This window comes from Bradyrhizobium sp. WSM1253 (genome assembly GCF_000244935.1).
Taxonomy (GTDB): Bacteria; Pseudomonadota; Alphaproteobacteria; order Rhizobiales; family Xanthobacteraceae; genus Bradyrhizobium; species Bradyrhizobium canariense.
The window spans coordinates 4,043,024-4,062,954 of the sequence record NZ_JH600073.1 but is presented as its reverse complement, the minus strand read 5'-3'; the positions used below and the strand labels follow the sequence as shown (position 1 = coordinate 4,062,954).

The following is a 19,931-nucleotide window of genomic DNA, read 5'->3' as shown; positions in this document are numbered from 1 at the left end:
GCGGCCTCACGCCAATATCGCCCTGATCGCGTCGAAGGTGCGCTTGACGAAAGCTTCCGGCTTCTCCGGCGCTCCTCCGGCGATCCAGCTCTCGCCGCCGACGCGCATCGCGCCGGTGGCGATCATGGCGACGAGCCGCGCCTTCAGCTGGTCCGATTTGGTTCTGGCGCGCTGGGCGAGCCCTTCGGCCAGCGCCCGCTCGAGCTTCTCGTATTTGAGTTGGTCGCGCGCCCGAAGCGCGGGATTATCGCGCTTGAGCCGCGACATGGCCGCAGCCTCCGCCGGATCGATCCGCTTGAGCGCCGCCGCGATCGCGTTCTCCGCCGCCGTCAGCATGGTTTCGCCCGCCGGCCGCGCCACGACCTCCGCGACCAGCGCGGCGGCGGCGCCTTCCTGCCAAGCCGCGACCACGTCCTCTTTCGAGGCGAAATAATGGAAGAAGCTGCGTCGCGACACGTCCGCCGCGGCCGCAATATCGTCGATGGTCGTGGCCTCGAAACCGCGCTCCAGGAATAGCGCCATCGCGGCGCGGGTCAACCGCTCGCGGGTCGCTTGCAATTTGCGCTGGCGCAGGCCGGTGCCATCGGCGGATTTTGCTCCTGCCGGCAATGGCTTGGTGCGCCTGTTGACTGATTTCCCGGCGACTTTCGAAAGCTTCAAATCACTTCACCACTTGCAAAGTTGCACCCAGTGCACATTTAGACCCGTCGCGGGGCCTTTCCCAGCCCCGACGGAGCTATGGCATGACCGACTGGACCACGGCAGACATCCCCTCCCTCAGCGGCAAGACTGCCGTCGTGACCGGAGCGACGGGCGGCCTCGGCTACGAGACGGCGATGGCGCTGGCGGGCGCCGGTGCCATTGTCATACTCACCGGACGCAACGAGGCAAAGGGCCTGCGCGCGATCGAGGGCATTTGCGAGCGCTTTCCCAATGCGCTGATCGCCTACGAGCATCTCGACCTCGCCAGCCTCGCTTCCGTCGCCGATTTTACCAGGCGCTTCGCCGCCAGCAACGAGCAGATCGACCTGCTCGTCAACAATGCCGGCGTGATGGCGCTGCCAACGCGGCAGCAGACGGCGGATCGTTTCGAGATGCAGCTCGGCACCAATTATCTCGGTCATTACGCGCTGACGGCGCGGCTGTTGCCGCAGCTTCGCCGGGCGAAGGCGGCTCGGGTCGTCAACCTCTCGAGCCTTGCGCACCGCTCCGGGGCGATCAATTTCGACGATCTGCAGGCTAAGCATTCCTATCGTCCGTGGCGGGCTTATTGCCAGTCCAAGCTGGCGATGCTGATGTTTTCGCTGGAATTGCAGCGCCGCAGCCTCGCCGCAGGCTGGGGTCTGACGAGCCTTGCCGCACATCCCGGCTACGCGCGGACCGATCTGATTTCGAACGGTCCGGGTGCGAACACGTTCCAGTGGCGTGTGAGCCGGTGGCTGCAGCCCTTCATCAGCCAGTCTGCCGCGGAAGGCGCGCTGCCGACTTTGTTGGCGGCGACCTCGCCGGCAGCAGAGCCGGGCGGCTACTATGGTCCCAACTGGTTCTTCGAATTGAAAGGGCCGCCGCGGCCGGCGAAGGTCATGCCGCATGCAAAGGATTTCGCCTCGTCAGCCATGCTGTGGGATGTTTCGGCGACGTTGACCGGTATATCCTTCGACGAGATCGCGGCCGCCGCATGAGCCGCGAGCCTGTCGGGGAGGTCCCGATGCAGATCATCATCTTCGGCGCGACCGGCATGGTCGGGCAGGGCGTCTTGCGCGAATGCCTGATCGATGCCGGCATCGATCGCGTGCTCGTGGTCGGCCGCAGCCCGACCGGCGTCCGCCACGCCAAGCTCACGGAGATCACGCACGGCGATTTCACGGACTACTCGGCGATCGAAGCGCAGCTCACCGGCTTCGATGCCTGCTTCTTCTGCCTCGGCGTCTCCTCGATCGGCATGAGCGAGGAGCGCTACCGCCATCTCACCTATGACCTCACGCTCGCAGCGGCGACCGCGCTGGCACGGCTCAATCCGCAGATGACATTCGTCTATGTCACGGGCGCCGGCACCGATTCCACCGAGCAGGGTTCGCGGATGTGGGCGCGGATCAAGGGCAAGACCGAGAACGATCTGCTCAAGCTGCCGTTCAAGGCGGCCTACATGTTCCGCCCCGGTGCAATCCAACCGCTCCACGGTGCCCGCTCCAAGACCGCGTGGGTGCAGGCCGTGTATGCAGCAAGTTGGCCACTGTGGTCGGTACTGCGCCGGGTCTCGCCGCGGCTCGTCACCTCGACGGAGCAGATCGGCCGCGCGATGATCCGGGTCGCGCGGGAGGGGTATCCGCGAAAGGTGCTGGAGATGGAGGATATCAATAGCCTCTAGTCCAGTGGGGCGTTAGTTCTAGGGAAATTTCGCCGCCCGCGCGCGTTGAGCCCTGTCCGCCCGAAGCAGAAAGCGCCGTCGATGTCTCCCCAGCTCAAACTGATCGCACTCGACGCCGACGACCTCTCCGTGATCTCGGCCCACGTCCAGGACGCCCGCGTGCAGCCCTCGGACATCATCTGGCGGCAAAGCGAAAAGCGGCTGGTCGTCGGCATGAGCCGGTTGGACTGGGAGCAGACGCTGGACGGCGAGGCCGAGCCGCGCAGGCTGGTCGCCGCCCTCCGTTTCGACCGCGTGCTCGCCTGCAAGTCGCGCAACATCGACCTCGACGCGCCGGACACTGTCCTGGACCTCGTCGGCATCGAATTCCACGGCCAGGACGCCCCCGGCGGGAGCGCGCTGCTCCTGTTTGCCCAAGGCGGCGCCATCCGCCTCGACGTCGAATGCCTGGAATGCGAACTGACTGATCTGGGGGCGGATCAGCTGGGAGCGGGGTTGGAGGCTGAAGGGGAGGGGTGAAGTGGCATGCCAAGGCCACGCATTCCGCTTTCGCCAGGACGACGCCGGAGGGGAACGGCCCGGCCCAAGGGTTGACGCAGCTTCCCCGCCGCGCCATTGAGCAGGGGCCTGGTGAGCCAAACCGCGCCCCCAAAAACCAGTTAGAAGCCAAGATGCCCGTTCGTCTCGACCGCAGCAGCGCCGATTTTGACCAGCGATTCGGGGCCTTCCTCGCCGCCAAGCGCGAGGCCTCGGCCGACGTCGAGGCGGCCGCGCGAGCCATCGTCGACGACGTGGCGAAGCGGGGCGATGCCGCCCTGCTCGAGGCCACGGCAAAGTTCGACCGGTTGACGCTCAATGCATCCGGCCTGCGCGTCACCGCCGCCGAGATCGAGGCCGCGGTGAAAGCCTGCGACGCAGCGACCCTGGATGCGCTCAAGCTCGCGCGCGATCGCATCGAGACCTATCACAGCCGGCAACTGCCGAAGGACGAGCGTTTCACCGATTCGCTCGGCGTCGAGCTCGGCTGGCGCTACACCGCGATCGAATCCGCCGGCCTCTACGTGCCCGGCGGCACTGCAGCCTATCCGTCTTCGGTGCTGATGAATGCGGTGCCGGCAAAGGTCGCGGGCGTAGCGCGCCTCGTCATGGTGGTGCCCTCGCCCGACGGCAAGCTCAACCCGCTGGTCCTGGCGGCAGCAAAGCTTGGCGGCGTCACCGAGATCTATCGCGTCGGCGGTGCGCAGGCGGTTGCCGCGCTCGCGCATGGCACCGCGACGATCGCGCCCGTCGCCAAGATCGTCGGACCCGGCAACGCGTATGTCGCCGCGGCAAAGCGGCTGGTGTTCGGCAAGGTCGGGATCGACATGATCGCCGGTCCCTCGGAGGTGCTTGTCATCGCCGATGACACCGGCAATGCCGACTGGATTGCCGCCGACCTGCTGGCACAGGCCGAGCACGATTCCAGCGCGCAGTCGATCCTGATTACCGATTCCGCGCGCCTTGCCGCCGACGTCGAAAAGGCCGTCGAGGCGCAGTTGAAGACGCTGCCGCGCGCTGCGATCGCCAGCGCCTCGTGGGCCGATTTCGGCGCCATCATCATGGTGCAGAGCCTCAATGACGCCATTCCGCTCGCGGATGCGATTGCCGCCGAGCATCTCGAGATCATGACGCATGATCCCGACGCGCTCGCCGCAAGGATCCGCAACGCAGGCGCCGTGTTCCTCGGGCCGCACACGCCGGAGGCGATTGGCGATTACGTCGGCGGCTCCAACCACGTGCTGCCGACGGCGCGCTCGGCACGATTCTCGTCGGGGCTCTCGGTGCACGATTTCCTCAAGCGCACCTCGATCCTGAAATGCGGCCCGGATCAGCTGCGTGCGCTCGGTCCGGCCGCGATGATTCTCGGCAAGGCGGAGGGGCTAGATGCCCATTCGCGCTCGATTGGATTGCGCCTCAACCTGTCATGACCCAGCCGCCCGAACAGGACGACTCGACCAATCGCATCGTCGGCGTCACGCTCGACGAGGACTCGATCGGCCGTTCCGGGCCCGACATCGAGCATGAGCGCGCGATCGCGATCTACGATTTGATCGAACAGAACCTGTTCGCGCCGGAGGGCGCCGACGGGAGAGGGCCGTTCACGCTGCATATCGGCATCACCGGCAGCCGCCTGATGTTCGACATCCGCCGTGAGGACGGCACGCCCGTGGTCGCGCATCTGTTGTCGCTGACGCCGTTCCGGCGGATCGTGAAGGACTATTTCATGATCTGCGACAGCTACTACCAGGCGATCCGCACGGCGACGCCGGACAAGATCGAGGCCATCGATATGGGCCGCCGCGGCATCCATGACGAGGGCTCGCGCACGCTGCAGGAGCGGCTGAAGGGCAAGGTGCGGGTCGATTTCGAGACCTCGCGCCGGCTGTTCACGCTCATTACTGTCCTGCACTGGAAGGGTTAAGCGCGATGGCGGGTCCGCCACGCGCACGCGATCCGCAATCGGTGCTGTTCGCTTGCGCCATGAACAGCGTGCGCTCGCCGATGGCCGAGAGCCTGCTGCGGCACATGTTTCCGCAAGGCCTCTACGTGAAGTCAGCCGGCGCAAGGCGCGGCGAGCTCGATCCGTTCGCGGTGTCCGTGATGGCCGAGCTCGGCCAGGACATCTCCACCCACAAGCCGCAGACCTTCGAGGAGCTGGAGGATTGGGAGGGGCTGAATTTCGACCTGATCATCACGCTGTCGCCGGAGGCGCATCACAAGGCGCTGGAGCTGACCCGGACGCTTGCCGCCGACGTCGAGTATTGGCCGACGCTTGATCCCACCACCATGGAAGGCAGCCGCGACCAGAAGTTGGCTGCCTATCGTGACGTCTGCGACCAGCTCCTGATGCGCATCCGCCGGCGGTTTTCGAAGGTGGGCGCGGCGAACGGGTAGCATTCGGCGCCCGTAACAACCGCGTCACAGACTGCGGGCACACGCATCCCGTACCCGTCGAATCAGTAAAGTCCGGGTTCCCGGGTTGTGAAATCAGCCCCCGTCCGATAGGTTCCGCGCGCAATTCACCCCCTGCTTCATTCCCCAAATCACCCGATGCTCGGCCGCCCCAAATTCGTTCTCGCCTCCGGTTCGCCGCGGCGCCTGTCGCTGCTCAACCAGGCCGGCATCGAGCCGGACGCGCTCCGGCCCGCCGACGTCGACGAGACGCCGAAGCGGGGCGAGCTGCCGCGCGCCTGCGCCAACCGGCTCGCGCGGGCCAAGGCGGATGCGGCGCTCAAATCAGTGCAGCTCGACGACGAGCTGCGCGGCGCCTTCATCCTCTCCGCCGACACGGTGGTGGCGGTCGGCCGCCGCATCCTGCCCAAGGCCAATCTCGTCGACGAGGCCGCGCAGTGCCTGCGGCTGCTGTCGGGCCGCAACCATCGCGTCTACACCGCAATCACCCTGGTGACGCCGCGTGAGGCCTTCCGCCAGCGCCTGGTCGAGACCCGCGTCCGCTTCAAGCGCCTCTCGGAGGACGACATCCAGGCCTATATCGGCTCCGGCGAATGGCGCGGCAAAGCCGGCGGCTACGCCGTGCAGGGCATCGCGGGGTCGTTCGTGGTCAAGATGGTGGGGTCCTACACCAACGTGGTCGGCCTGCCGCTCTACGAGACCACCACGCTGCTTGGCGGCGAAGGTTTCCCGATCCGCTTCGGCTGGCTCAATGCCACCGCCGTCTGAGCCGACAAGCCGCTCCTGTAAAAATCGCGAAAACAACCCCATGCACAGTAGAATTGCCCCGCGGGAATCTGGCCGGAACGCCTGCACTTCCGCCGGAGGAACTCCTTTGGCGACAGGCTCTTGAACTCTCTCACCTCGTGCAAGCTGAGCACCCTATGGACGACCAGGTGAAAAAGCCCGCAAGCCCCCTCAAAACCTGCCCGATCTGCGGCAAGCCGCAGTCCGAGGCCACCCGCCCGTTCTGCTCCTCGCGCTGCCGCGACGTCGATCTGAACCGCTGGCTGAAAGGCTCCTACGTCATCCCCGGCCGGGATGACGAGGCGGATGGAGAAGAATAAACAAGTAATATCAACATTCTAAGTGAATGATGCCCGCGCAGCACGCCAGCTCCAGCAAGCCCGCCCGACCTTGTGCACAGCCGGGCCGCGCCCGGCGAAGCCTCTTGGTGAAGCCGGGTGGACAGGCAGCCTTCAGCCCACTATAAACCGCCCGCTCGATGGGCTTTGGCCCCTCTTTGGAGCACGCCCAGGTAGCTCAGTTGGTAGAGCATGCGACTGAAAATCGCAGTGTCGGTGGTTCGATTCCGCCCCTGGGCACCAAATCCACGATTTTGTGCGCTGGGGCACAATTCGTACGGCTACATTCACCAGATATCGGCGCGAAGGCCCTCGCAGATCTATCTCTCTAGCGCTCGCTAAGTGTACGTACGATCAAGTCCAGCCCGCCGCGCTCTGGGGCCCCGCTGCATCGACCCGACATCGAGACGCCTAGAAATACGACCGGGCCGATTGCTCGATCAAGCCGGATCGTTGCACCATCTGCTCAACTACGGTGAGCCAGATCTCGTAGTAGTCCCAGCTTGGGTCGGTCTCGTCGTGGGTGGCCTCCCAAGCGGCGATGCTTGATATCATTTCCGAGCGGAAATCCTCCCATTCGAACAAGCCTTGTTTGGAGAGAGCAAGCGCCAGGCCGAATGCCTGACGCTCCCAAGGCGCGCCGAAGCAAAGGCTTCCGTTATCCTTGGGTGGCATGTCGGTCTTCCCCAACATGCTTCCCAGGGCGAAATGCTCGAAATTTGTTTGCATCGCTTCAGGTGCTCGGCGGCTTGACGATCGCGACGCCCATCATCGACTCGGGTGTGACAAGAGCTGCCAACTGCTCTTCGCTGAAGGTATCGGTGCCCGCCGGTCGTTCCGGGACAACGAACCAGCGGATCTGGGCGCTGCTGTCCCAGGTCCTGATTTCCTTTTCCGGCCCAATGTTCAGACCAAATTCGCTCAGCACTTTGCGGGGCTCGCGTGCAGCTCGCGCGCGGAACGAAGGATCCTTGTACCAATAGGGCGGCAGGCCCAGAATCGGCCAAGGATAGCAGGAACAGAGGGTGCAGATGATGAGATTGTGCACCTCCGGCGTGTTGATCGCCGCTCGCATATGCTCGCCTTCGGCGCCGGCTCCCCCGGTCACGAACTTCATCTGTTCGACCGCAGCCATGGTGTCTTCGGCCAGAATCTTCTTGAATGCCGGATCGACCCACGCTTTCGCAACAAGCTTGGCGCCATTGAACGGGCCCATTTCAGTCGCGAAGATTGCCATGATCTTGTCGACAGTCTCGCGCGTGATGACTCCCTTCTCGATGAGCAGAGCCTCCAGCGCGCGGACGCGCGCCGCGTTCACCGTTTCTCGATCCGTGGAATACTCGAAACGTTGCATCATGTGGCTCCTCAGGATGCGATGGCCGGTTCGAGATAGGCCTCGAACAGGTCTGCGTAAAAAGTAAAATTCTGCTCGGTATTTCCTGGCCACAGAGTTTCGGGATCGAATTTGACGCAGTAGACGGGCATTGCTTTGCCGATCCCGTCCGGCCCGATCTCGCAAAGATAAGTGTAAGCGTCAGGATACACGCTATCGATAATGCCCGCCTTGTTCCGAAGATGCCCTGGCAAGCGAGTGTGATCGACCGATTTCGGATCGGCGACGCAAACCGCCTCGCCGGCCGCGAAGCGCGGTTGGGTCGAGCGCTCCCGTTTCGGATCGTCGCCGATCAGCAGATATTTCCGCACGCGAGCGTCCACAGCCGCGTCTCCGCCTTTCGGCATGACTGGGGCTGACGTCAAGAAGGTTTCGGTTCGCGCGTCGAGTTCGATCTGAGTGATGTAACCCTTCGCGACGAAATACGCAGAGATTCCGCCCAGCCACTTCTCATAGTAGCGGAATTTGAAGTAATCGAACGGATTCATCGACTCTGCGCCCTTGCGCAGGTCGGCCCAGGTCCATTCGGTGTTGAATGTACTCGGTGTTGCTTCGAGATCGAGTTGCGAACTCAGTGCCATCATCGCCGTGTGGATGCCGAAGATCCTCTCCTCCCAAGCTTCCACGAACACCCGCGTTTCAAGCGAGATCGGATCGAGACCTTCGAGGCCTCCTAGATAGTGTTGCAACTTCATTGTTACAGCGCCCCTCTTCTGGCTTTGATCACGTGACCAGACTGGTATCCGACGAGGTCAGATCCGAAATTTCATTTCGAATTCGCGTTGCGTCGAGCCCTCTTCCGATGAAGACGATCGCGCTGGCGCGGTGCTCATTCGAGGCCCAGGCCCTGCCTGGTCGACCTTCGAGCGTCATATGGACTCCATGGAAAACCCAACGCCGGGCCTCGCCTGCCAGCGACAGGACACCCTTGCAGCGTAGAAGGGTCTCACCATTCTCCAGGACGAACACATTGAGCCACCGGAAGAATCGAGGCCCGTCGAGGGCGCGTTCTGCGCGTACTTCGACGCTGACCACCGAGAGATCATGCTCGTGCTCGAGCTCAGAGAGCAGCAGCGGTTCAATGGACAAGCAGTTTTTCAGATCGAAGGCCTTGACGTCGACGATTGAGGCGACGTCAATCCGGCTGTCGATCGCTCGGACCATCGGAGCCATGGGATTTATGGTCCGAATAGTCGCCTCGCATCTGGCGCGTGCGTCTTGGTCGACAAGATCCAGCTTGCTTATCACCAGGACGTCGGCGAAGGCGATCTGTTCGGCCGCGACGTTTTCGCCGGAGCCCTGATCGGCGAGCCACCGGTCTATATTGATGGCGTCGACCACGGTCACGACTGCATCGAGCGCCGTGACTTCAGAAAGCACCTCGTCGACAATAAAGCTTTGAATAATGGGGGCTGGATCGGCCAACCCTGTGGTCTCGATGAGGATGCGGCGGATGGGCCTTGTTCCTGAGAGAAGATTGGTGATCGTCGAAACAAGATCCGAGCGGACCGTACAGCAGATGCAGCCGTTGTTGATCTGCAGAATCTCCTCGTCAACGCCGACGACCAGCTCGGCGTCGATGCTGATGGCTCCGAACTCATTCACGATGACCGCTGACTCGGCCATCAAGTCGCTTTCGAGCAATTGATTCAGCAGCGTCGTCTTGCCGGATCCGAGGAAGCCCGTGAGGATAGTGACCGGAATTTTTTGTGATATTGCCATTGTTGCCGCCAGATTGTTCCAACGCCTGTCGCATGTCTGATGCAGTGGAATGCGCCGCTCGAGTGGCGCATCCCAACGAAGACCTGCGACGGCGAAACTCGGCGCCGCAGGTATGCGATCGCGCTATTGCCCTCGGATATCGCGACCACGGGTTTCCGGCAGAAAGAGTGCTCCGATGATCGCGGTCAAACCGGCAAACGCGATCGTGTACCAAAGCCCGCCGAAGATGTCGCCGCTCGCGATGACGACCGTCGTTGCGACGAATGGAGCAAAACCGCCGATCCAGCCGTTACCGAGCTGCAGTGCGACGGACACGCCGCTGTAGCGGATATGGACAGGAAAGAGCTCGACCAGAAGAGCGCCCAGCGGCCCGTAAACCATGGTCGCCAGGAAGACCAAAGCGAACAAGATGGCGATCACCATCGGACCGTTGGGTTGAGCCGGCGCCTTCGCCGATGGGAGGCCTCGTTCGGTCAGCTCCTTTAGAAGCTTGGCTCCATCGAAGGCGGTCGCCGGATCTTCGTTGATCTGGACGCTAAGGGAAGCAGTATCGGCCTTCACGACGTATGGAACGGCATTCGCAGTCAGGAATGCCTTCACGCGCGTACATTCCTTCGTCGCTTGCGGGCGGAATAGCTGGCCAATCCAGGACTGATCCTCGCTGCAGTCGTTGCCGTGCACGACCACAGAAGTCTTGGCGCGGAATTCTGCAAGCGCAGGGTTTCCGTAAGTCGCCAGACTCTGGAATAACGGCATGATCAGCAGGGCTGATAGCGCGCATCCCGTGACGACGATCCACTTGCGCCCCACCTTGTCGGAGAGCCAGCCGAAGAACAGGAAGAACGGTGTGCCGAGAATGAGCGCGACCAGAAGGTAGAAATTGGCCTGATCCTGGCTCATCTTCAATGCGGTGGTCATGAAATAAAGGCTGTAGAAATGCCCCGTGTACCAAATCACCGCCTGCCCCGCTACGACTCCAAAGATGGCCACGAGCACCAAACGCAGATTACGCCTGTCACCAAATGTGTCAGCGATAGGATTTTTCGAGCCTTTGCCCTCGGCCTTCATCTGCTGGAACACCGGCGACTCGTGCAGCTTCAGCCGGATGTACAAAGAGAGGATCAGAAGCGCGATCGATCCGATGAATGGAATTCGCCAGCCCCAGCTCGAGAAGCTCTCCGCCGACATCGAAGAACGGCAAAGAATGATCACCGCCAGCGAGAGAAACAGCCCAAGCGTCGCCGTGATCTGGATCCAGCTTGTCGTGAAGCCTCGCTTGTCCGGATCGGAGTGCTCGGCAACGTAGGTCACCGCACCCCCGAATTCGCCGCCAACGGCGAGCCCTTGCAGCAGGCGTAATCCGACCAAGATGGTCGGCGCCCACCAGCCGAAAGTCTCGAATGAGGGCAGCAGGCCGACCGCCGCGGTAGCGAGGCCCATCACCAGCATGGTTACGAGGAATGTCTTTTTGCGGCCTACGAGATCGCCGAGGCGTCCGAACACGATGGCGCCGAGCGGGCGAAGAACGAACCCCGCGCCGAAGGTCGCCAATGCTGCGAGCAATGCCGCGGTGTCATTTCCTTTCGGAAAAAACAGCGTGCTGAAAAACGCTGCCAACGAGCCGTAGACAAAAAAATCGTACCACTCGAAAACGGTGCCCAGGGCGGCCGCGAAGACAATGCGCTTGGTATCGCGATCGAGGCCGTTGGACGCGAGGATGGTTTCTGATTCGATAGCTTGAATGGACATTCGATCCTCCAGCATCAAACGGCTTGGTGTGTGTAAGACGACGCGTCTTCGGTCGGGCGTGGCGGCACGTCCTGCTGCGCCAGAAATTCGTTCAGCAAACGATTGAAAGTATCCGGTTGCTCAAGCATCGGGAAATGGCCCGCCGATGGTATGATGTGAAGGCGACTATTCGGAATGCCGTCCGCCAAGGTTTGCGATTCTCTCGGTGGGGTGATGACGTCCTCCTCGCCGACGAGGACCAGCGTTGGCACGCAGATCTCTCCAAGCTTTGCGCGGCTATCCGAGGCGTTGAGCGAGGCAATCGCCTGGCGCGCGACAAAGGCCGGAGTCTGCGTGACCTCGTTCCTGGCAAAGTCGATGAGCTCGGCGCTCGCGGCGGAGCCGAAGGATCGTTCGATCACCTTTTGGCTCGCCGTCGCCGCACCCAGTTCCTCAATGGCTTTGCGCACGTTGTCGACATTGACGTCTACGCCCAATCCATGAGGCGTGGCTCCCACCAGCACCAACGCCCGCACGTACTTCGGGTGGGCGAGCGTGAGGCTCTGGGCCACAGTTCCGCCCATCGAAAGGCCGACGAGAATGGCCGACTCGATGGACAATGCGCAGTACACTCCGAGCACGTCCTCGACGAAGGCGGCGATCGTATATTTTCGATCTACAGGGCGTGGTGAGCGACCGTGACCGGGCAGGTTGATGCGAATCATCTGGTAACCGGTCGAGAACGGCTCGACCTGCTCACGCCAGAATTCCGCTGTTGTCGTAAAGCCGTGCACGAACACCATCGGCATTCCGGCTCCGGACACCTGCACGACGGTATCGCCGACTGCGATGGTTCTTATGGTCGTCATTTCGCTCCCTCCCGAGGTCGATTCCATCACAGTAAGATCGCAAGCGCCGTGCCATGTCGGCGCCCCGCTGCACGGGGGCACCTAATGAATTGTTCTCGTTGCCAAAACGCGTGTGGCGGGGAGCGGCCCTTCCGGTTTGACGCTTTCCGAACGTGACGCTAGTGTCGCGTTTATGAGACAGTATGTCGCGCAAGTGTAACGCTTGCTGATCTGAGGTTTCCGTAAAATGGTTCTGTCCCAGTGGATCGCCGGCTCGTCCGAGGAAGCGAGCTTCCTGAAGCTTGTCCTCGATCATGTCTCGGACTGCTTGGTCGCGGTTGATACGTCAGGCACAATCGTATTGATCAACCAGCCGTATTGCAGATTGCTAGAAGGCCAGGCGGACGACTTCATCGGGCGACATATTACCGATGTCGTTGGTCCACAAACCAAGCTCCATCTCGTGGCGCGCGGCGAAGGCAGCCATATCGGTTATCCCCTGAAAGTGCGTGGACACCAACTCATTACGCGACAGGTCCCAGTGCTTCAGGATGGCCGCATTATTGGCGCGGTCGGTCTGGCCCTGTTCTCGAATCTCGGTGCTTTGAAGAGGACGTTTCGCCGGGTCGCGCAAGCCGAACTGGCACTGCCGCAGGCGAACAAGCAATGGCGCTCCCGCTTCAGCATGCGCGACATCGTTGGCCAAGGCGGGCTCATGGACGCGTACCGGCACTCGCTCGAGATCGTCGCCGGCCACGACCTTCCCGTGTTGATCTCGGGAGAGACCGGTTCCGGCAAGGAACTGGCCGCCCACGCGATTCACACGAATTCGAGCCGATCCGAGGGCCCCTTTGTCTGGATTAATTGTGCTTCAATCCCGGGCGAACTGATTGAAGCTGAATTGTTTGGCTATGAAGGGGGCGCGTTCACGGGCGCCCGAAGCCGGGGAAAGCCGGGAAAGTTCGAGCTAGCCTCCGGGGGCACCCTGTTCTTGGACGAAATCGGAGATATGCCGCTGCATCTGCAGGGCAGTTTGCTGCGGGTGCTTCAGACGAATGAGATGGTGCGGGTAGGCGGCACAACTCCGGTTGGGGTCAATGTCCGAATTGTTTGCGCAACCAATCAATCACTTCCGGAACTGGCCCAGGTCGGCCGCTTTCGGCAGGATCTCTATTACCGCCTGAGCGTGTTGCCGATCAACGTGCCATCGCTCCGTGAGCGGGACGATATCGAATTTCTCGCCCGACAATTGCTCACCCGGATCGGAGAGCGGTTGGGCAGCGAGACCAGGGACCTATCGCGAAAACAGTTAGCGTCGCTGGGTGCGCATGGGTGGCCTGGAAATGTGCGGGAGCTGGAAAACGTGCTCACTCGCTTCATCGTGACCGGTCAATTGTCGGTGCTCACCGCACATGCTTTGCCAACGCCGGAAGCGGAGAAGGTGTCCGGATTGTTGAAGGAACGCATCCGGTCTCAAACCGCGGCGGAAATTCGAGCCGCGTTGGAGAGATCCGGCGGTAACAAGCGCCAAGCAGCAGGGCTGCTCGGCATCAGTCGCGGGCATTTGTATCGGCTTATGAAAGAGCAAGCCTCTGATTCCAATCAAGCGCGGGACTAACGCGGTGGCGGATTGGCGATGAAGCGAATCTAGGCCACCGCTGCCAGGCACTCACGCCACCATATTGAGGACAAACAGCAATTCGTCCCGTCGGTGGTTGCGTATGATACCCTCCCTGGGCACCATTTTCGCTCGCCACGGGCAACATCTTCCCCAGCGCCAAGCCTTGAGCGCCAGGTCTTGACCAGCCCGCTCGCGCAGCAATCCGTTCCGGAACCAGATCGCGCCCGCCCATTGCTGGCACTCTGCTTGCTCAGCCAGGACCAAAGTCTGGCCTTGGAAGAGAGGCCGTTTCAGGTTGAGGCAAGTGATGCAGGAAGTGTCCCGTTCTGATGCTGGCGAACTCCGGCTCGATGCGTTGGTCGCCGATTTGTGGTGGCGCGTTCGGCTCATGAACACAGACATTCTCGAGGAAGAGGCGAGAGCAGGGGTGTTTGACGTGCTGCAGCCGACATACCCGCTTCTTGCGCTTAATCTTCGCGTGCGACGCGACAATTTGGTCTCGACGATCGGCGTGCTCGAGCAGCGTGCGCGATCAACGTCGGAAGCGGCTTGAGCGCGGTCTTCTGTTACACCGGGAACGTCAGCGATTTCGCGAGCCTGACCAGATCGACCTGGCGTCGGCAGCCTGTCTTTTCGAAGACGTGAATGAGGTGGCTCTTCACGGTGCTGACGGAAACGCCGAGCAAGGCCGAGATCGCGTCTCGTGTGTGTCCCTCGCAGATGAGCTCGAAGATGCGAATCTCGGCCGGCGTCAGGTCATAGAGCTGGTTGAGCGCATCGTGAGGCAATCGCGGCGGCCCGGAGGCTGACGTCACGAACACGGCGGCAGCGGCGCTTTGGATCAGGCCGGATCGCGTGTGGCTGCGTCGCAACGGCAGAACGTGAATGACGAGAGCGTCACCGCCTTGGCGAGGGATCGGGATGCCGATGCCTTTCTGCCCGAGCTTCGTCTCGTCCTTTGCCGCCTGCGCGACCGCCGATTGCAATGTGGCCGTGGTCGCCGCGGATTGAACCGCGATCCGGCCATGCCTTGCCACGATCGGATCGCCGGCCGCGAGCATCGCCGCGGCTGCGGCGTTGGTGTGAACGATTTTCGAATCCTCGTCGGCCAGGACGACGCCCACCGTCAGGGCCTCCACCGTGGCCGCGAATGTGTTGGCCTCCACCGCCTTCATGTCGAACAGATTGCTGATCGTCACGGCGCGGCGGATGTGAGGCGCCAGAAGGCGCAATCCGTCGACCTGCACATCGTCAATGCGGCCTGCCGACTCATGCTGGCTGAATATCGCATTTCCAACCATCGTCCTGTCGCGTACGAGGCCGACGGCAACGGCGTCGAACAAGCCCTTGGGCAGGGCCCATTCGCGATAATAGCGGTTGCTGGAAATGATCTCCGACCGGACGGCTTCGGATTGAACGATCGGCTCGCCGAGCGGATACTGCTGAATGCGCTCGGCGCCGCCCCATAGCTCGATGATGTCGGCGCCGTAGCCGACCCCGTTCTGGGCCATCTGGGCCAGGTCGGACCCGGAGACCGCATTGACGACGGCCTTCATATTGGTGAGGCTGGCGACCGAGAGCGCGCCGGTGGCAAAGCCGAACTCGGCGCAGATCTCATCCAGAACTTCGGTCCAGCGTTCCGGCGCGATCACACAATCATAGATACTGCCGATGAGGTCCGAGAACTTCTCGACCGAAGCCTGGTGCATTCCAAACCACTCACTTGAAAATAGCGGACGTCACTTGAAAGCTAGTTTAGGAGTGGCTTCATCGCCTATGACGTATTTCACAATCCCGAGGCAGCGATCCTATCACCGCGATTCGGGGGCGCAAACGGGAACACCGAACCCAAATGCTTGGAGTGGCTTGTTGGCGACCGCGACGCATTTCGCGCTCGTGCTTTGCTGCCGCTAAGTCGAGTGTCTGTTCTGCTCGATGCCTGCTCAAAACTGCGGCAGATGCGATGCGGAGCGCGTCGGCAGGCCGTGTCAAGTTGCATGGTTCCTCTCCATGCAACCTGGATCAGGGCGTGATATCCTGGCCCTCGGGACGGAATTGACCGTCCCCGCATCTGGAAGGACATGGCCATGACGTTGTCATCACGCTTCGGTACGCGTCCCGCTGTCGCCATCTCATCGATTGCACTGCTCCTGTGCGCCCTCGGCGGCACCGCGATGTCGCAACCGACGCCCACCACGACCGCCGCCGACACCCAGCTTCCCGGCGTCACGGTCGATGCGCCGAAGCATATGGCGCGGCCACACCGGCCAGCGCATCACGCGACAGCTCGCGGGACCGCATCGCGCACGTCAGCCGCTTCGACGGCGTCACTGGCGCCGAACTCGGACGCCGCGAAGCTTGCCAAGCTCGCCGCTGCCACGGGCAGCTGCGTCGGCGGTTGTCAATCGAGCTTCAAGACGGGCGACAAGCCCTGGGTTGGTTGCAACGTTTCGGGTGGCGTCTATTCGTTCACGTGCCGTAACGTCGCTAACTACAAGACCTATGACGAGTGCAAGGAAGCAGGACGGATCACCGGCTGGCGCTCCGGCGAGACCTCGGCATATTGCAGCAGCCTTGCGTTGAAGTAGCAGTGCGGATGGCCTCTCCTCCGATTGCACGAGGCAAGTCGCAAGCGGGTCGACGATCAGCGCGTGATTGACGACACATATCATTCCAGCCGGTCAGTCCAGCCTGTTGTCAGGTGGCTCGCGTCATGGATCGTCTGCGCGTGGCGCCTATGTCCATTCGCGATTGTGAGGCTTGCGAACGAGCCACGCCCGCGCTCTCATGCTATTGCTGCCTCCGCAATGACGCGAGGACACCCATGCTCCCCCTTCCCGCCGATATCTTCACCGAGCCCGAGGACGTCTCGCCCGACGGGCTTGCCAATCTCGGCCCGCTCCGCCGTCTCGCAGGCAGCTGGCAGGCCGACAAAGGTATCGATATCAATCCGAAGGCGGAGGGGCCGGAGCGGCGGACCTTCATTGAGCGCATCCGGATGGACCCGATCGATCCGCAGGCCAACGGGCCGCAGCTGCTCTATGGGCTGCGCTATCACATCCACATCAACACGCCCGAGGAAGACATCACCTTCCACGACCAGGTCGGCTACTGGTTGTGGGAGCCTGCGACCGGGCTGATCATGCAGACGCTGGCGATCCCGCGCGGGCAGGTGCTGCTGGCGTCGGGCAAGGCCGGGGCGGACGACAAGGAGATCTCCGTGACCGCCAAGCGCGGCGACACCGCATACGGGATCTGCTCGACTGATTTTCTGGAACAAGCGTTCCGCACCGATGCTTACCGCTGCGACATCACCTTCAACGACGACGGCAGTTGGACCTATCTGATCCAGACCGAGTTGTTCGTGCGCGGCGCGCCGTTCAACCATCGCGACACCAACACGCTGAAACTCGTCGCGCCGCCGAAGCTCAATCCCCTCGCGGTGATCTTGAACGATCGCGCCACGGGGAATAAGGGCAATGAGCCGGCAGCCTGAGCGCGGCCCGGAGATACGCATGAAGCCTTACGTCATCTGTCTGATGCATTCGAGTCTGGACGGCCGCACCCATCCGAGCCGCTGGCGCCCGAAGGGGGCAGGGACGGACTGGTTCGAGAAGATCCACGACGAGCTCGGCGGCGATGCCTGGGTAATCGGCCGCGTCACCGGCTCGGAGTTCGCCAAGGGCAAGCCCTATCCCGCGACGGCGGCCGCGAAATTTCCGCGCGAAAACTGGTTCGCGCGACGCGACGCGAAAACCTATGGCGTCGTGCTCGATGCGAAGGGCAAGATCGGCTGGGGCCGCTCCGATATCGGCGGCGATCCGATCGTCGTCGTGCTGACCGAGAGCGTCTCCGATTCGCATCTCGCGGGGCTCCGCCGCGAGGGCGTGTCCTATATCTTTGCCGGAAAGTCCGAGATCGACCTCGCGCGGGCGGTGGACATTCTCAACCGCGAGCTCGGCGTGAAGCGCCTTCTGGTGGAGGGCGGGGGCGTCGCCAACGGCGCGTTCCTGCGTGCCGGCCTGATCGACGAGTTCGATCTGATCCTTAGCCCCGCGATCGACGGCGCCAAGGGCGCGCCCTTCGTGTTCGATTCCACGGATGCCGATGGCGACCGGCGTGCACCGCTGAGCGCGATGACGCTGGAGAGCACGCGAGATCTCGGCGGCGGCGTCCTGCTGCTGCGCTATCTGATCCAGAACGATCCGCAGGCCGTGGGCAAGTAAGCACCGACATGTCGGCAACATCAGAGCATATCGTCATCGTCGGTGCCGGCGCGGCCGGCCTGATGGCGGCGCGCGAGCTGGCGTGCGCGGGCAGGACGGTGACGATCCTGGAGGCGCGCGAGCGCTGCGGCGGCCGCATCCATCCGCTGTCTGTTTCGGAGTTCGGCTACCCCGCCGATGGCGGCGCCGAATTCGTCCACGGCGAGGCGCCGGTCACGCGCGCGCTGCTGCATGAGGCCGGGCTGTCCCTTCAGAAAATCGAAGGCGAGCGATGGGTCTTTGACGGCGCAGACATCGTGCGCGAGGACCGCCACGATCCGCTTGAGGCCGAGCTGCACGCCGTGGTTCGGGAATTGAATGACGATCTCACCATCGCCGATTTCCTGCGCCGGCATTTTGCCGGCGATGAGCATGCGGGGCTGCGCCATTCGATCGAGCGAATGGTCGAGGGCTACGATGCGGCCGATCCCGAGCGCGCCTCCACGCTGGCGCTGCGCGAGGAATGGATGGCTGGCGGGCACTCTCCGCAGGCGCGCATCAAGGGAGGCTATGGTGGGATGATCGACTTCCTGGCAGCCGAGTGCCGCAAGCTTGGCGTGATGTTTCGCTTGGGCTGCGTGGTGTCGGCGATCGAGGAGGAGGGCGGCGCGATCGCCGTTCGCTGTATCGGCGGCGACGTGCATGGCTGCGGTCGCGTGATCCTCACTGTTCCGTTGCCGCTATTGCGCGAGATCGGGCTGCCGAGCCGCGCGCGCGCGAAGGCGGCGGCGGCCGACGACATCGGCTTCGGTAACGTGATAAAAATCCTGCTACGCTTCAGGCGGCCATGGTGGCGCGAGCGCAAGGAAGAGCTCGCGGACATGAGCTTCATTTTGTCCGACCAGGTCATCCCGGTGTGGTGGACGGAATATCCGAACCGGCATCCCGTGCTGACCGGATGGTTCGGCGGCCCGCGCACGGCAGCGCTGTCGCACCTCGGCCCGCAAGCGCTGATCGATGCCGGGCTCGATTCGCTTGCGACCGTCTTCGGCCTGTCGCGCGAAGATCTCGCGCGCGAGCTCATCGCGGCCGCTGCGACCAACTGGGCGCACGATCCCTATGCCCGCGGCGCCTATTCCTGGGCGACGCCGCGAACGCGCGAGGCGCAAACGATCCTCGCGCTGGCCGACGGTCCAGTGCTGTTCTCCGGCGAGGCGCTCTATCGCGGAGCCGACATGGGCACGGTCGAAGCGGCGCTGGCGAGCGGCCAGCAAACGGCGGGGCTGATCTTGCGGGGATAGCTGACAGTCAAGAAAAAGGCCCGCATCCCGCGGGCCTTCGTCTTACCAGCGACCGTCTTACCAGCGGCTGCCGCCGAAGCCGAACGTCACGCTGGGACCGCCGCCGCCGTAATATCCGTACGGTCCGCCGCCGTAATAGCCGTGGTGCCGCGGGTAATAGCCGTAGCTCCGGTAGTGCGGACGATGAAATCCGTGATGGTGGTGAGGACGCCAGTGATGGCGATAGCCGTGATGGTGGTGCCTGTGCTGCGCGCTGATATCGGTTGACTGGCCGGCTGGCGCGTTCTGTTTCGCGCTTGAATTGTTGGCCGCGTTCGCCGTGGATCCGCCTGCAAGCGCCGCAGCACCGACGGCCATCGCGACAATGAGATACTTCATGTCATCACTCCAGTTGAATGTCGTGTGACAACACGTGGTCATCCGGCGCGTTCCGGCCAGTGCGGGCGTCGAAACGACGCAGTTTCATTGGCGTTCGATTTGCGCGGCTGCGTGCGTCTCGTGAGATCTATTGTCGCATCGCGGGCGTCGATCGCAACTCTGCCATCACTCTGCCGCGAATGACGCAATCACGTCATCGGTGGAGAGTCGCGAAAGGACGCCATGCCGGGGTTGATCAGTCAATTGCTCAACTCAACGTGATCCTCATGCGCGTTGCGCTTGATCCAGCGC

The 19,931-nt window shown here is 62.7% G+C and carries 23 protein-coding genes and 1 tRNA gene; 15 read left to right on the top strand and 9 right to left on the bottom strand.

Annotation, left to right across the window (positions count from 1 at the left end; translation table 11 throughout):
* Positions 1-6: 6 nt before the first annotated feature.
* Positions 7-660 (bottom strand): TetR/AcrR family transcriptional regulator, encoded by a 654-nt coding sequence (locus BRA1253DRAFT_RS20740; RefSeq protein WP_035993724.1) that lies wholly within the window; start codon positions 658-660, stop codon positions 7-9.
* Between the two features lie 83 nt (positions 661-743).
* Between BRA1253DRAFT_RS20740 and BRA1253DRAFT_RS20735 the strand changes: the two genes are divergently transcribed.
* From BRA1253DRAFT_RS20735 to BRA1253DRAFT_RS20695, 9 genes are all read left to right on the top strand, one after another.
* A complete protein-coding gene (locus BRA1253DRAFT_RS20735) occupies positions 744-1,682 on the top strand; it encodes an SDR family oxidoreductase (RefSeq protein ID WP_007597568.1) in 939 nt (312 codons plus the stop codon).
* 26 nt (positions 1,683-1,708) lie between these two features.
* Positions 1,709-2,368: an NAD(P)H-binding protein gene (locus BRA1253DRAFT_RS20730; RefSeq protein ID WP_007597567.1), complete on the top strand. Its 660-nt coding sequence runs from the start codon at positions 1,709-1,711 to the stop codon at positions 2,366-2,368.
* 81 nt (positions 2,369-2,449) lie between these two features.
* Positions 2,450-2,887 (top strand): DUF2948 family protein, encoded by a 438-nt coding sequence (locus BRA1253DRAFT_RS20725; protein WP_007597561.1) that lies wholly within the window; start codon positions 2,450-2,452, stop codon positions 2,885-2,887.
* Between the two features lie 152 nt (positions 2,888-3,039).
* Positions 3,040-4,335 (top strand): histidinol dehydrogenase, encoded by a 1,296-nt coding sequence (gene hisD / locus BRA1253DRAFT_RS20720; RefSeq protein ID WP_035993721.1) that lies wholly within the window; start codon positions 3,040-3,042, stop codon positions 4,333-4,335.
* A complete protein-coding gene (locus tag BRA1253DRAFT_RS20715; RefSeq protein ID WP_007597559.1) occupies positions 4,332-4,829 on the top strand; it encodes a UPF0262 family protein in 498 nt (165 codons plus the stop codon). Before hisD ends, BRA1253DRAFT_RS20715 begins: the two co-directional genes overlap by 4 nt.
* Positions 4,830-4,834: 5 nt before the next feature.
* Entirely contained in the window at positions 4,835-5,302 is a 468-nt protein-coding gene (locus BRA1253DRAFT_RS20710) for a low molecular weight phosphatase family protein (protein WP_007597558.1), read from the top strand.
* A gap of 156 nt (positions 5,303-5,458) precedes the next feature.
* A complete protein-coding gene (locus BRA1253DRAFT_RS20705) occupies positions 5,459-6,088 on the top strand; it encodes a Maf-like protein (RefSeq protein WP_007597557.1) in 630 nt (209 codons plus the stop codon).
* A 155-nt stretch (positions 6,089-6,243) separates the two neighbouring features.
* Complete coding sequence (yacG, locus tag BRA1253DRAFT_RS20700) at positions 6,244-6,426, top strand: DNA gyrase inhibitor YacG (RefSeq protein ID WP_007597555.1); 183 nt, start codon at positions 6,244-6,246, stop codon at positions 6,424-6,426.
* A gap of 185 nt (positions 6,427-6,611) precedes the next feature.
* Positions 6,612-6,687, top strand: a tRNA-Phe gene (locus BRA1253DRAFT_RS20695).
* A gap of 168 nt (positions 6,688-6,855) precedes the next feature.
* Here the strand turns inward: BRA1253DRAFT_RS20695 and BRA1253DRAFT_RS20690 are convergent.
* From BRA1253DRAFT_RS20690 to BRA1253DRAFT_RS20665, 6 genes are all read right to left on the bottom strand, one after another.
* The gene (locus BRA1253DRAFT_RS20690) at positions 6,856-7,173 is read right to left on the bottom strand and encodes a nitrile hydratase accessory protein (protein WP_007597553.1); all 318 of its coding nucleotides are present in this window, start codon (positions 7,171-7,173) and stop codon (positions 6,856-6,858) included.
* A 4-nt stretch (positions 7,174-7,177) separates the two neighbouring features.
* The gene (nthA, locus tag BRA1253DRAFT_RS20685; protein WP_035993718.1) at positions 7,178-7,801 is read right to left on the bottom strand and encodes a nitrile hydratase subunit alpha; all 624 of its coding nucleotides are present in this window, start codon (positions 7,799-7,801) and stop codon (positions 7,178-7,180) included.
* Between the two features lie 8 nt (positions 7,802-7,809).
* Positions 7,810-8,532, bottom strand: a complete 723-nt coding sequence (gene nthB / locus BRA1253DRAFT_RS20680; protein ID WP_007597549.1) for a nitrile hydratase subunit beta — start codon at positions 8,530-8,532, stop codon at positions 7,810-7,812.
* A 28-nt stretch (positions 8,533-8,560) separates the two neighbouring features.
* Entirely contained in the window at positions 8,561-9,559 is a 999-nt protein-coding gene (locus BRA1253DRAFT_RS20675) for a GTP-binding protein (protein WP_007597548.1), read from the bottom strand.
* A 123-nt stretch (positions 9,560-9,682) separates the two neighbouring features.
* Positions 9,683-11,308 carry an MFS transporter gene (locus tag BRA1253DRAFT_RS20670; protein WP_007597546.1) on the bottom strand — a complete coding sequence of 542 codons (1,626 nt, stop codon included), beginning with the start codon at positions 11,306-11,308 and terminating at the stop codon, positions 9,683-9,685.
* A 14-nt stretch (positions 11,309-11,322) separates the two neighbouring features.
* The gene (locus BRA1253DRAFT_RS20665) at positions 11,323-12,156 is read right to left on the bottom strand and encodes an alpha/beta fold hydrolase (protein ID WP_007597544.1); all 834 of its coding nucleotides are present in this window, start codon (positions 12,154-12,156) and stop codon (positions 11,323-11,325) included.
* Between the two features lie 226 nt (positions 12,157-12,382).
* Between BRA1253DRAFT_RS20665 and BRA1253DRAFT_RS20660 the strand changes: the two genes are divergently transcribed.
* Together BRA1253DRAFT_RS20660 and BRA1253DRAFT_RS20655 are read left to right on the top strand one after the other, a co-directional pair.
* Positions 12,383-13,753: a sigma-54-dependent Fis family transcriptional regulator gene (locus BRA1253DRAFT_RS20660; protein WP_007597543.1), complete on the top strand. Its 1,371-nt coding sequence runs from the start codon at positions 12,383-12,385 to the stop codon at positions 13,751-13,753.
* A 310-nt stretch (positions 13,754-14,063) separates the two neighbouring features.
* Positions 14,064-14,309 (top strand): hypothetical protein, encoded by a 246-nt coding sequence (locus tag BRA1253DRAFT_RS20655; RefSeq protein WP_007597542.1) that lies wholly within the window; start codon positions 14,064-14,066, stop codon positions 14,307-14,309.
* A 13-nt stretch (positions 14,310-14,322) separates the two neighbouring features.
* Here the strand turns inward: BRA1253DRAFT_RS20655 and BRA1253DRAFT_RS20650 are convergent, their stop codons facing one another.
* Positions 14,323-15,465: a helix-turn-helix transcriptional regulator gene (locus BRA1253DRAFT_RS20650; RefSeq protein ID WP_007597541.1), complete on the bottom strand. Its 1,143-nt coding sequence runs from the start codon at positions 15,463-15,465 to the stop codon at positions 14,323-14,325.
* Positions 15,466-15,843: 378 nt separating this feature from the next.
* Here BRA1253DRAFT_RS20650 and BRA1253DRAFT_RS20645 point away from each other — a divergent pair, with 378 nt between their 5' ends.
* From BRA1253DRAFT_RS20645 to BRA1253DRAFT_RS20630, 4 genes are all read left to right on the top strand, one after another.
* Positions 15,844-16,344, top strand: a complete 501-nt coding sequence (locus BRA1253DRAFT_RS20645; protein ID WP_007597540.1) for a hypothetical protein — start codon at positions 15,844-15,846, stop codon at positions 16,342-16,344.
* A 236-nt stretch (positions 16,345-16,580) separates the two neighbouring features.
* The gene (locus BRA1253DRAFT_RS20640) at positions 16,581-17,252 is read left to right on the top strand and encodes an FABP family protein (RefSeq protein WP_007597539.1); all 672 of its coding nucleotides are present in this window, start codon (positions 16,581-16,583) and stop codon (positions 17,250-17,252) included.
* Between the two features lie 19 nt (positions 17,253-17,271).
* Positions 17,272-17,982, top strand: a complete 711-nt coding sequence (locus BRA1253DRAFT_RS20635) for a dihydrofolate reductase family protein (protein ID WP_007597538.1) — start codon at positions 17,272-17,274, stop codon at positions 17,980-17,982.
* Between the two features lie 8 nt (positions 17,983-17,990).
* Positions 17,991-19,262, top strand: coding sequence for an NAD(P)/FAD-dependent oxidoreductase (locus BRA1253DRAFT_RS20630; RefSeq protein WP_007597536.1), 1,272 nt, complete (start codon positions 17,991-17,993; stop codon positions 19,260-19,262).
* A 57-nt stretch (positions 19,263-19,319) separates the two neighbouring features.
* Here BRA1253DRAFT_RS20630 and BRA1253DRAFT_RS20625 read toward each other — a convergent pair whose 3' ends face one another.
* The gene (locus BRA1253DRAFT_RS20625; RefSeq protein WP_007597534.1) at positions 19,320-19,640 is read right to left on the bottom strand and encodes a hypothetical protein; all 321 of its coding nucleotides are present in this window, start codon (positions 19,638-19,640) and stop codon (positions 19,320-19,322) included.
* Positions 19,641-19,931: the final 291 nt, after the last annotated feature.

Coding starts and splice junctions, on each gene's coding strand:
- BRA1253DRAFT_RS20735 (WP_007597568.1), top strand. CDS start 744: ATGACCGACTGGACCACGGCAGACATCCCCTCCCTCAGCGGCAAGACT.
- BRA1253DRAFT_RS20730 (WP_007597567.1), top strand. CDS start 1,709: ATGCAGATCATCATCTTCGGCGCGACCGGCATGGTCGGGCAGGGCGTC.
- BRA1253DRAFT_RS20725 (WP_007597561.1), top strand. CDS start 2,450: ATGTCTCCCCAGCTCAAACTGATCGCACTCGACGCCGACGACCTCTCC.
- hisD (WP_035993721.1), top strand. CDS start 3,040: ATGCCCGTTCGTCTCGACCGCAGCAGCGCCGATTTTGACCAGCGATTC.
- BRA1253DRAFT_RS20715 (WP_007597559.1), top strand. CDS start 4,332: ATGACCCAGCCGCCCGAACAGGACGACTCGACCAATCGCATCGTCGGC.
- BRA1253DRAFT_RS20710 (WP_007597558.1), top strand. CDS start 4,835: ATGGCGGGTCCGCCACGCGCACGCGATCCGCAATCGGTGCTGTTCGCT.
- BRA1253DRAFT_RS20705 (WP_007597557.1), top strand. CDS start 5,459: ATGCTCGGCCGCCCCAAATTCGTTCTCGCCTCCGGTTCGCCGCGGCGC.
- yacG (WP_007597555.1), top strand. CDS start 6,244: ATGGACGACCAGGTGAAAAAGCCCGCAAGCCCCCTCAAAACCTGCCCG.
- BRA1253DRAFT_RS20690 (WP_007597553.1), bottom strand. CDS start 7,173: ATGCAAACAAATTTCGAGCATTTCGCCCTGGGAAGCATGTTGGGGAAG.
- nthA (WP_035993718.1), bottom strand. CDS start 7,801: ATGATGCAACGTTTCGAGTATTCCACGGATCGAGAAACGGTGAACGCG.
- nthB (WP_007597549.1), bottom strand. CDS start 8,532: ATGAAGTTGCAACACTATCTAGGAGGCCTCGAAGGTCTCGATCCGATC.
- BRA1253DRAFT_RS20675 (WP_007597548.1), bottom strand. CDS start 9,559: ATGGCAATATCACAAAAAATTCCGGTCACTATCCTCACGGGCTTCCTC.
- BRA1253DRAFT_RS20670 (WP_007597546.1), bottom strand. CDS start 11,308: ATGTCCATTCAAGCTATCGAATCAGAAACCATCCTCGCGTCCAACGGC.
- BRA1253DRAFT_RS20665 (WP_007597544.1), bottom strand. CDS start 12,156: ATGACGACCATAAGAACCATCGCAGTCGGCGATACCGTCGTGCAGGTG.
- BRA1253DRAFT_RS20660 (WP_007597543.1), top strand. CDS start 12,383: ATGGTTCTGTCCCAGTGGATCGCCGGCTCGTCCGAGGAAGCGAGCTTC.
- BRA1253DRAFT_RS20655 (WP_007597542.1), top strand. CDS start 14,064: ATGCAGGAAGTGTCCCGTTCTGATGCTGGCGAACTCCGGCTCGATGCG.
- BRA1253DRAFT_RS20650 (WP_007597541.1), bottom strand. CDS start 15,465: ATGCACCAGGCTTCGGTCGAGAAGTTCTCGGACCTCATCGGCAGTATC.
- BRA1253DRAFT_RS20645 (WP_007597540.1), top strand. CDS start 15,844: ATGACGTTGTCATCACGCTTCGGTACGCGTCCCGCTGTCGCCATCTCA.
- BRA1253DRAFT_RS20640 (WP_007597539.1), top strand. CDS start 16,581: ATGCTCCCCCTTCCCGCCGATATCTTCACCGAGCCCGAGGACGTCTCG.
- BRA1253DRAFT_RS20635 (WP_007597538.1), top strand. CDS start 17,272: ATGAAGCCTTACGTCATCTGTCTGATGCATTCGAGTCTGGACGGCCGC.
- BRA1253DRAFT_RS20630 (WP_007597536.1), top strand. CDS start 17,991: ATGTCGGCAACATCAGAGCATATCGTCATCGTCGGTGCCGGCGCGGCC.
- BRA1253DRAFT_RS20625 (WP_007597534.1), bottom strand. CDS start 19,640: ATGAAGTATCTCATTGTCGCGATGGCCGTCGGTGCTGCGGCGCTTGCA.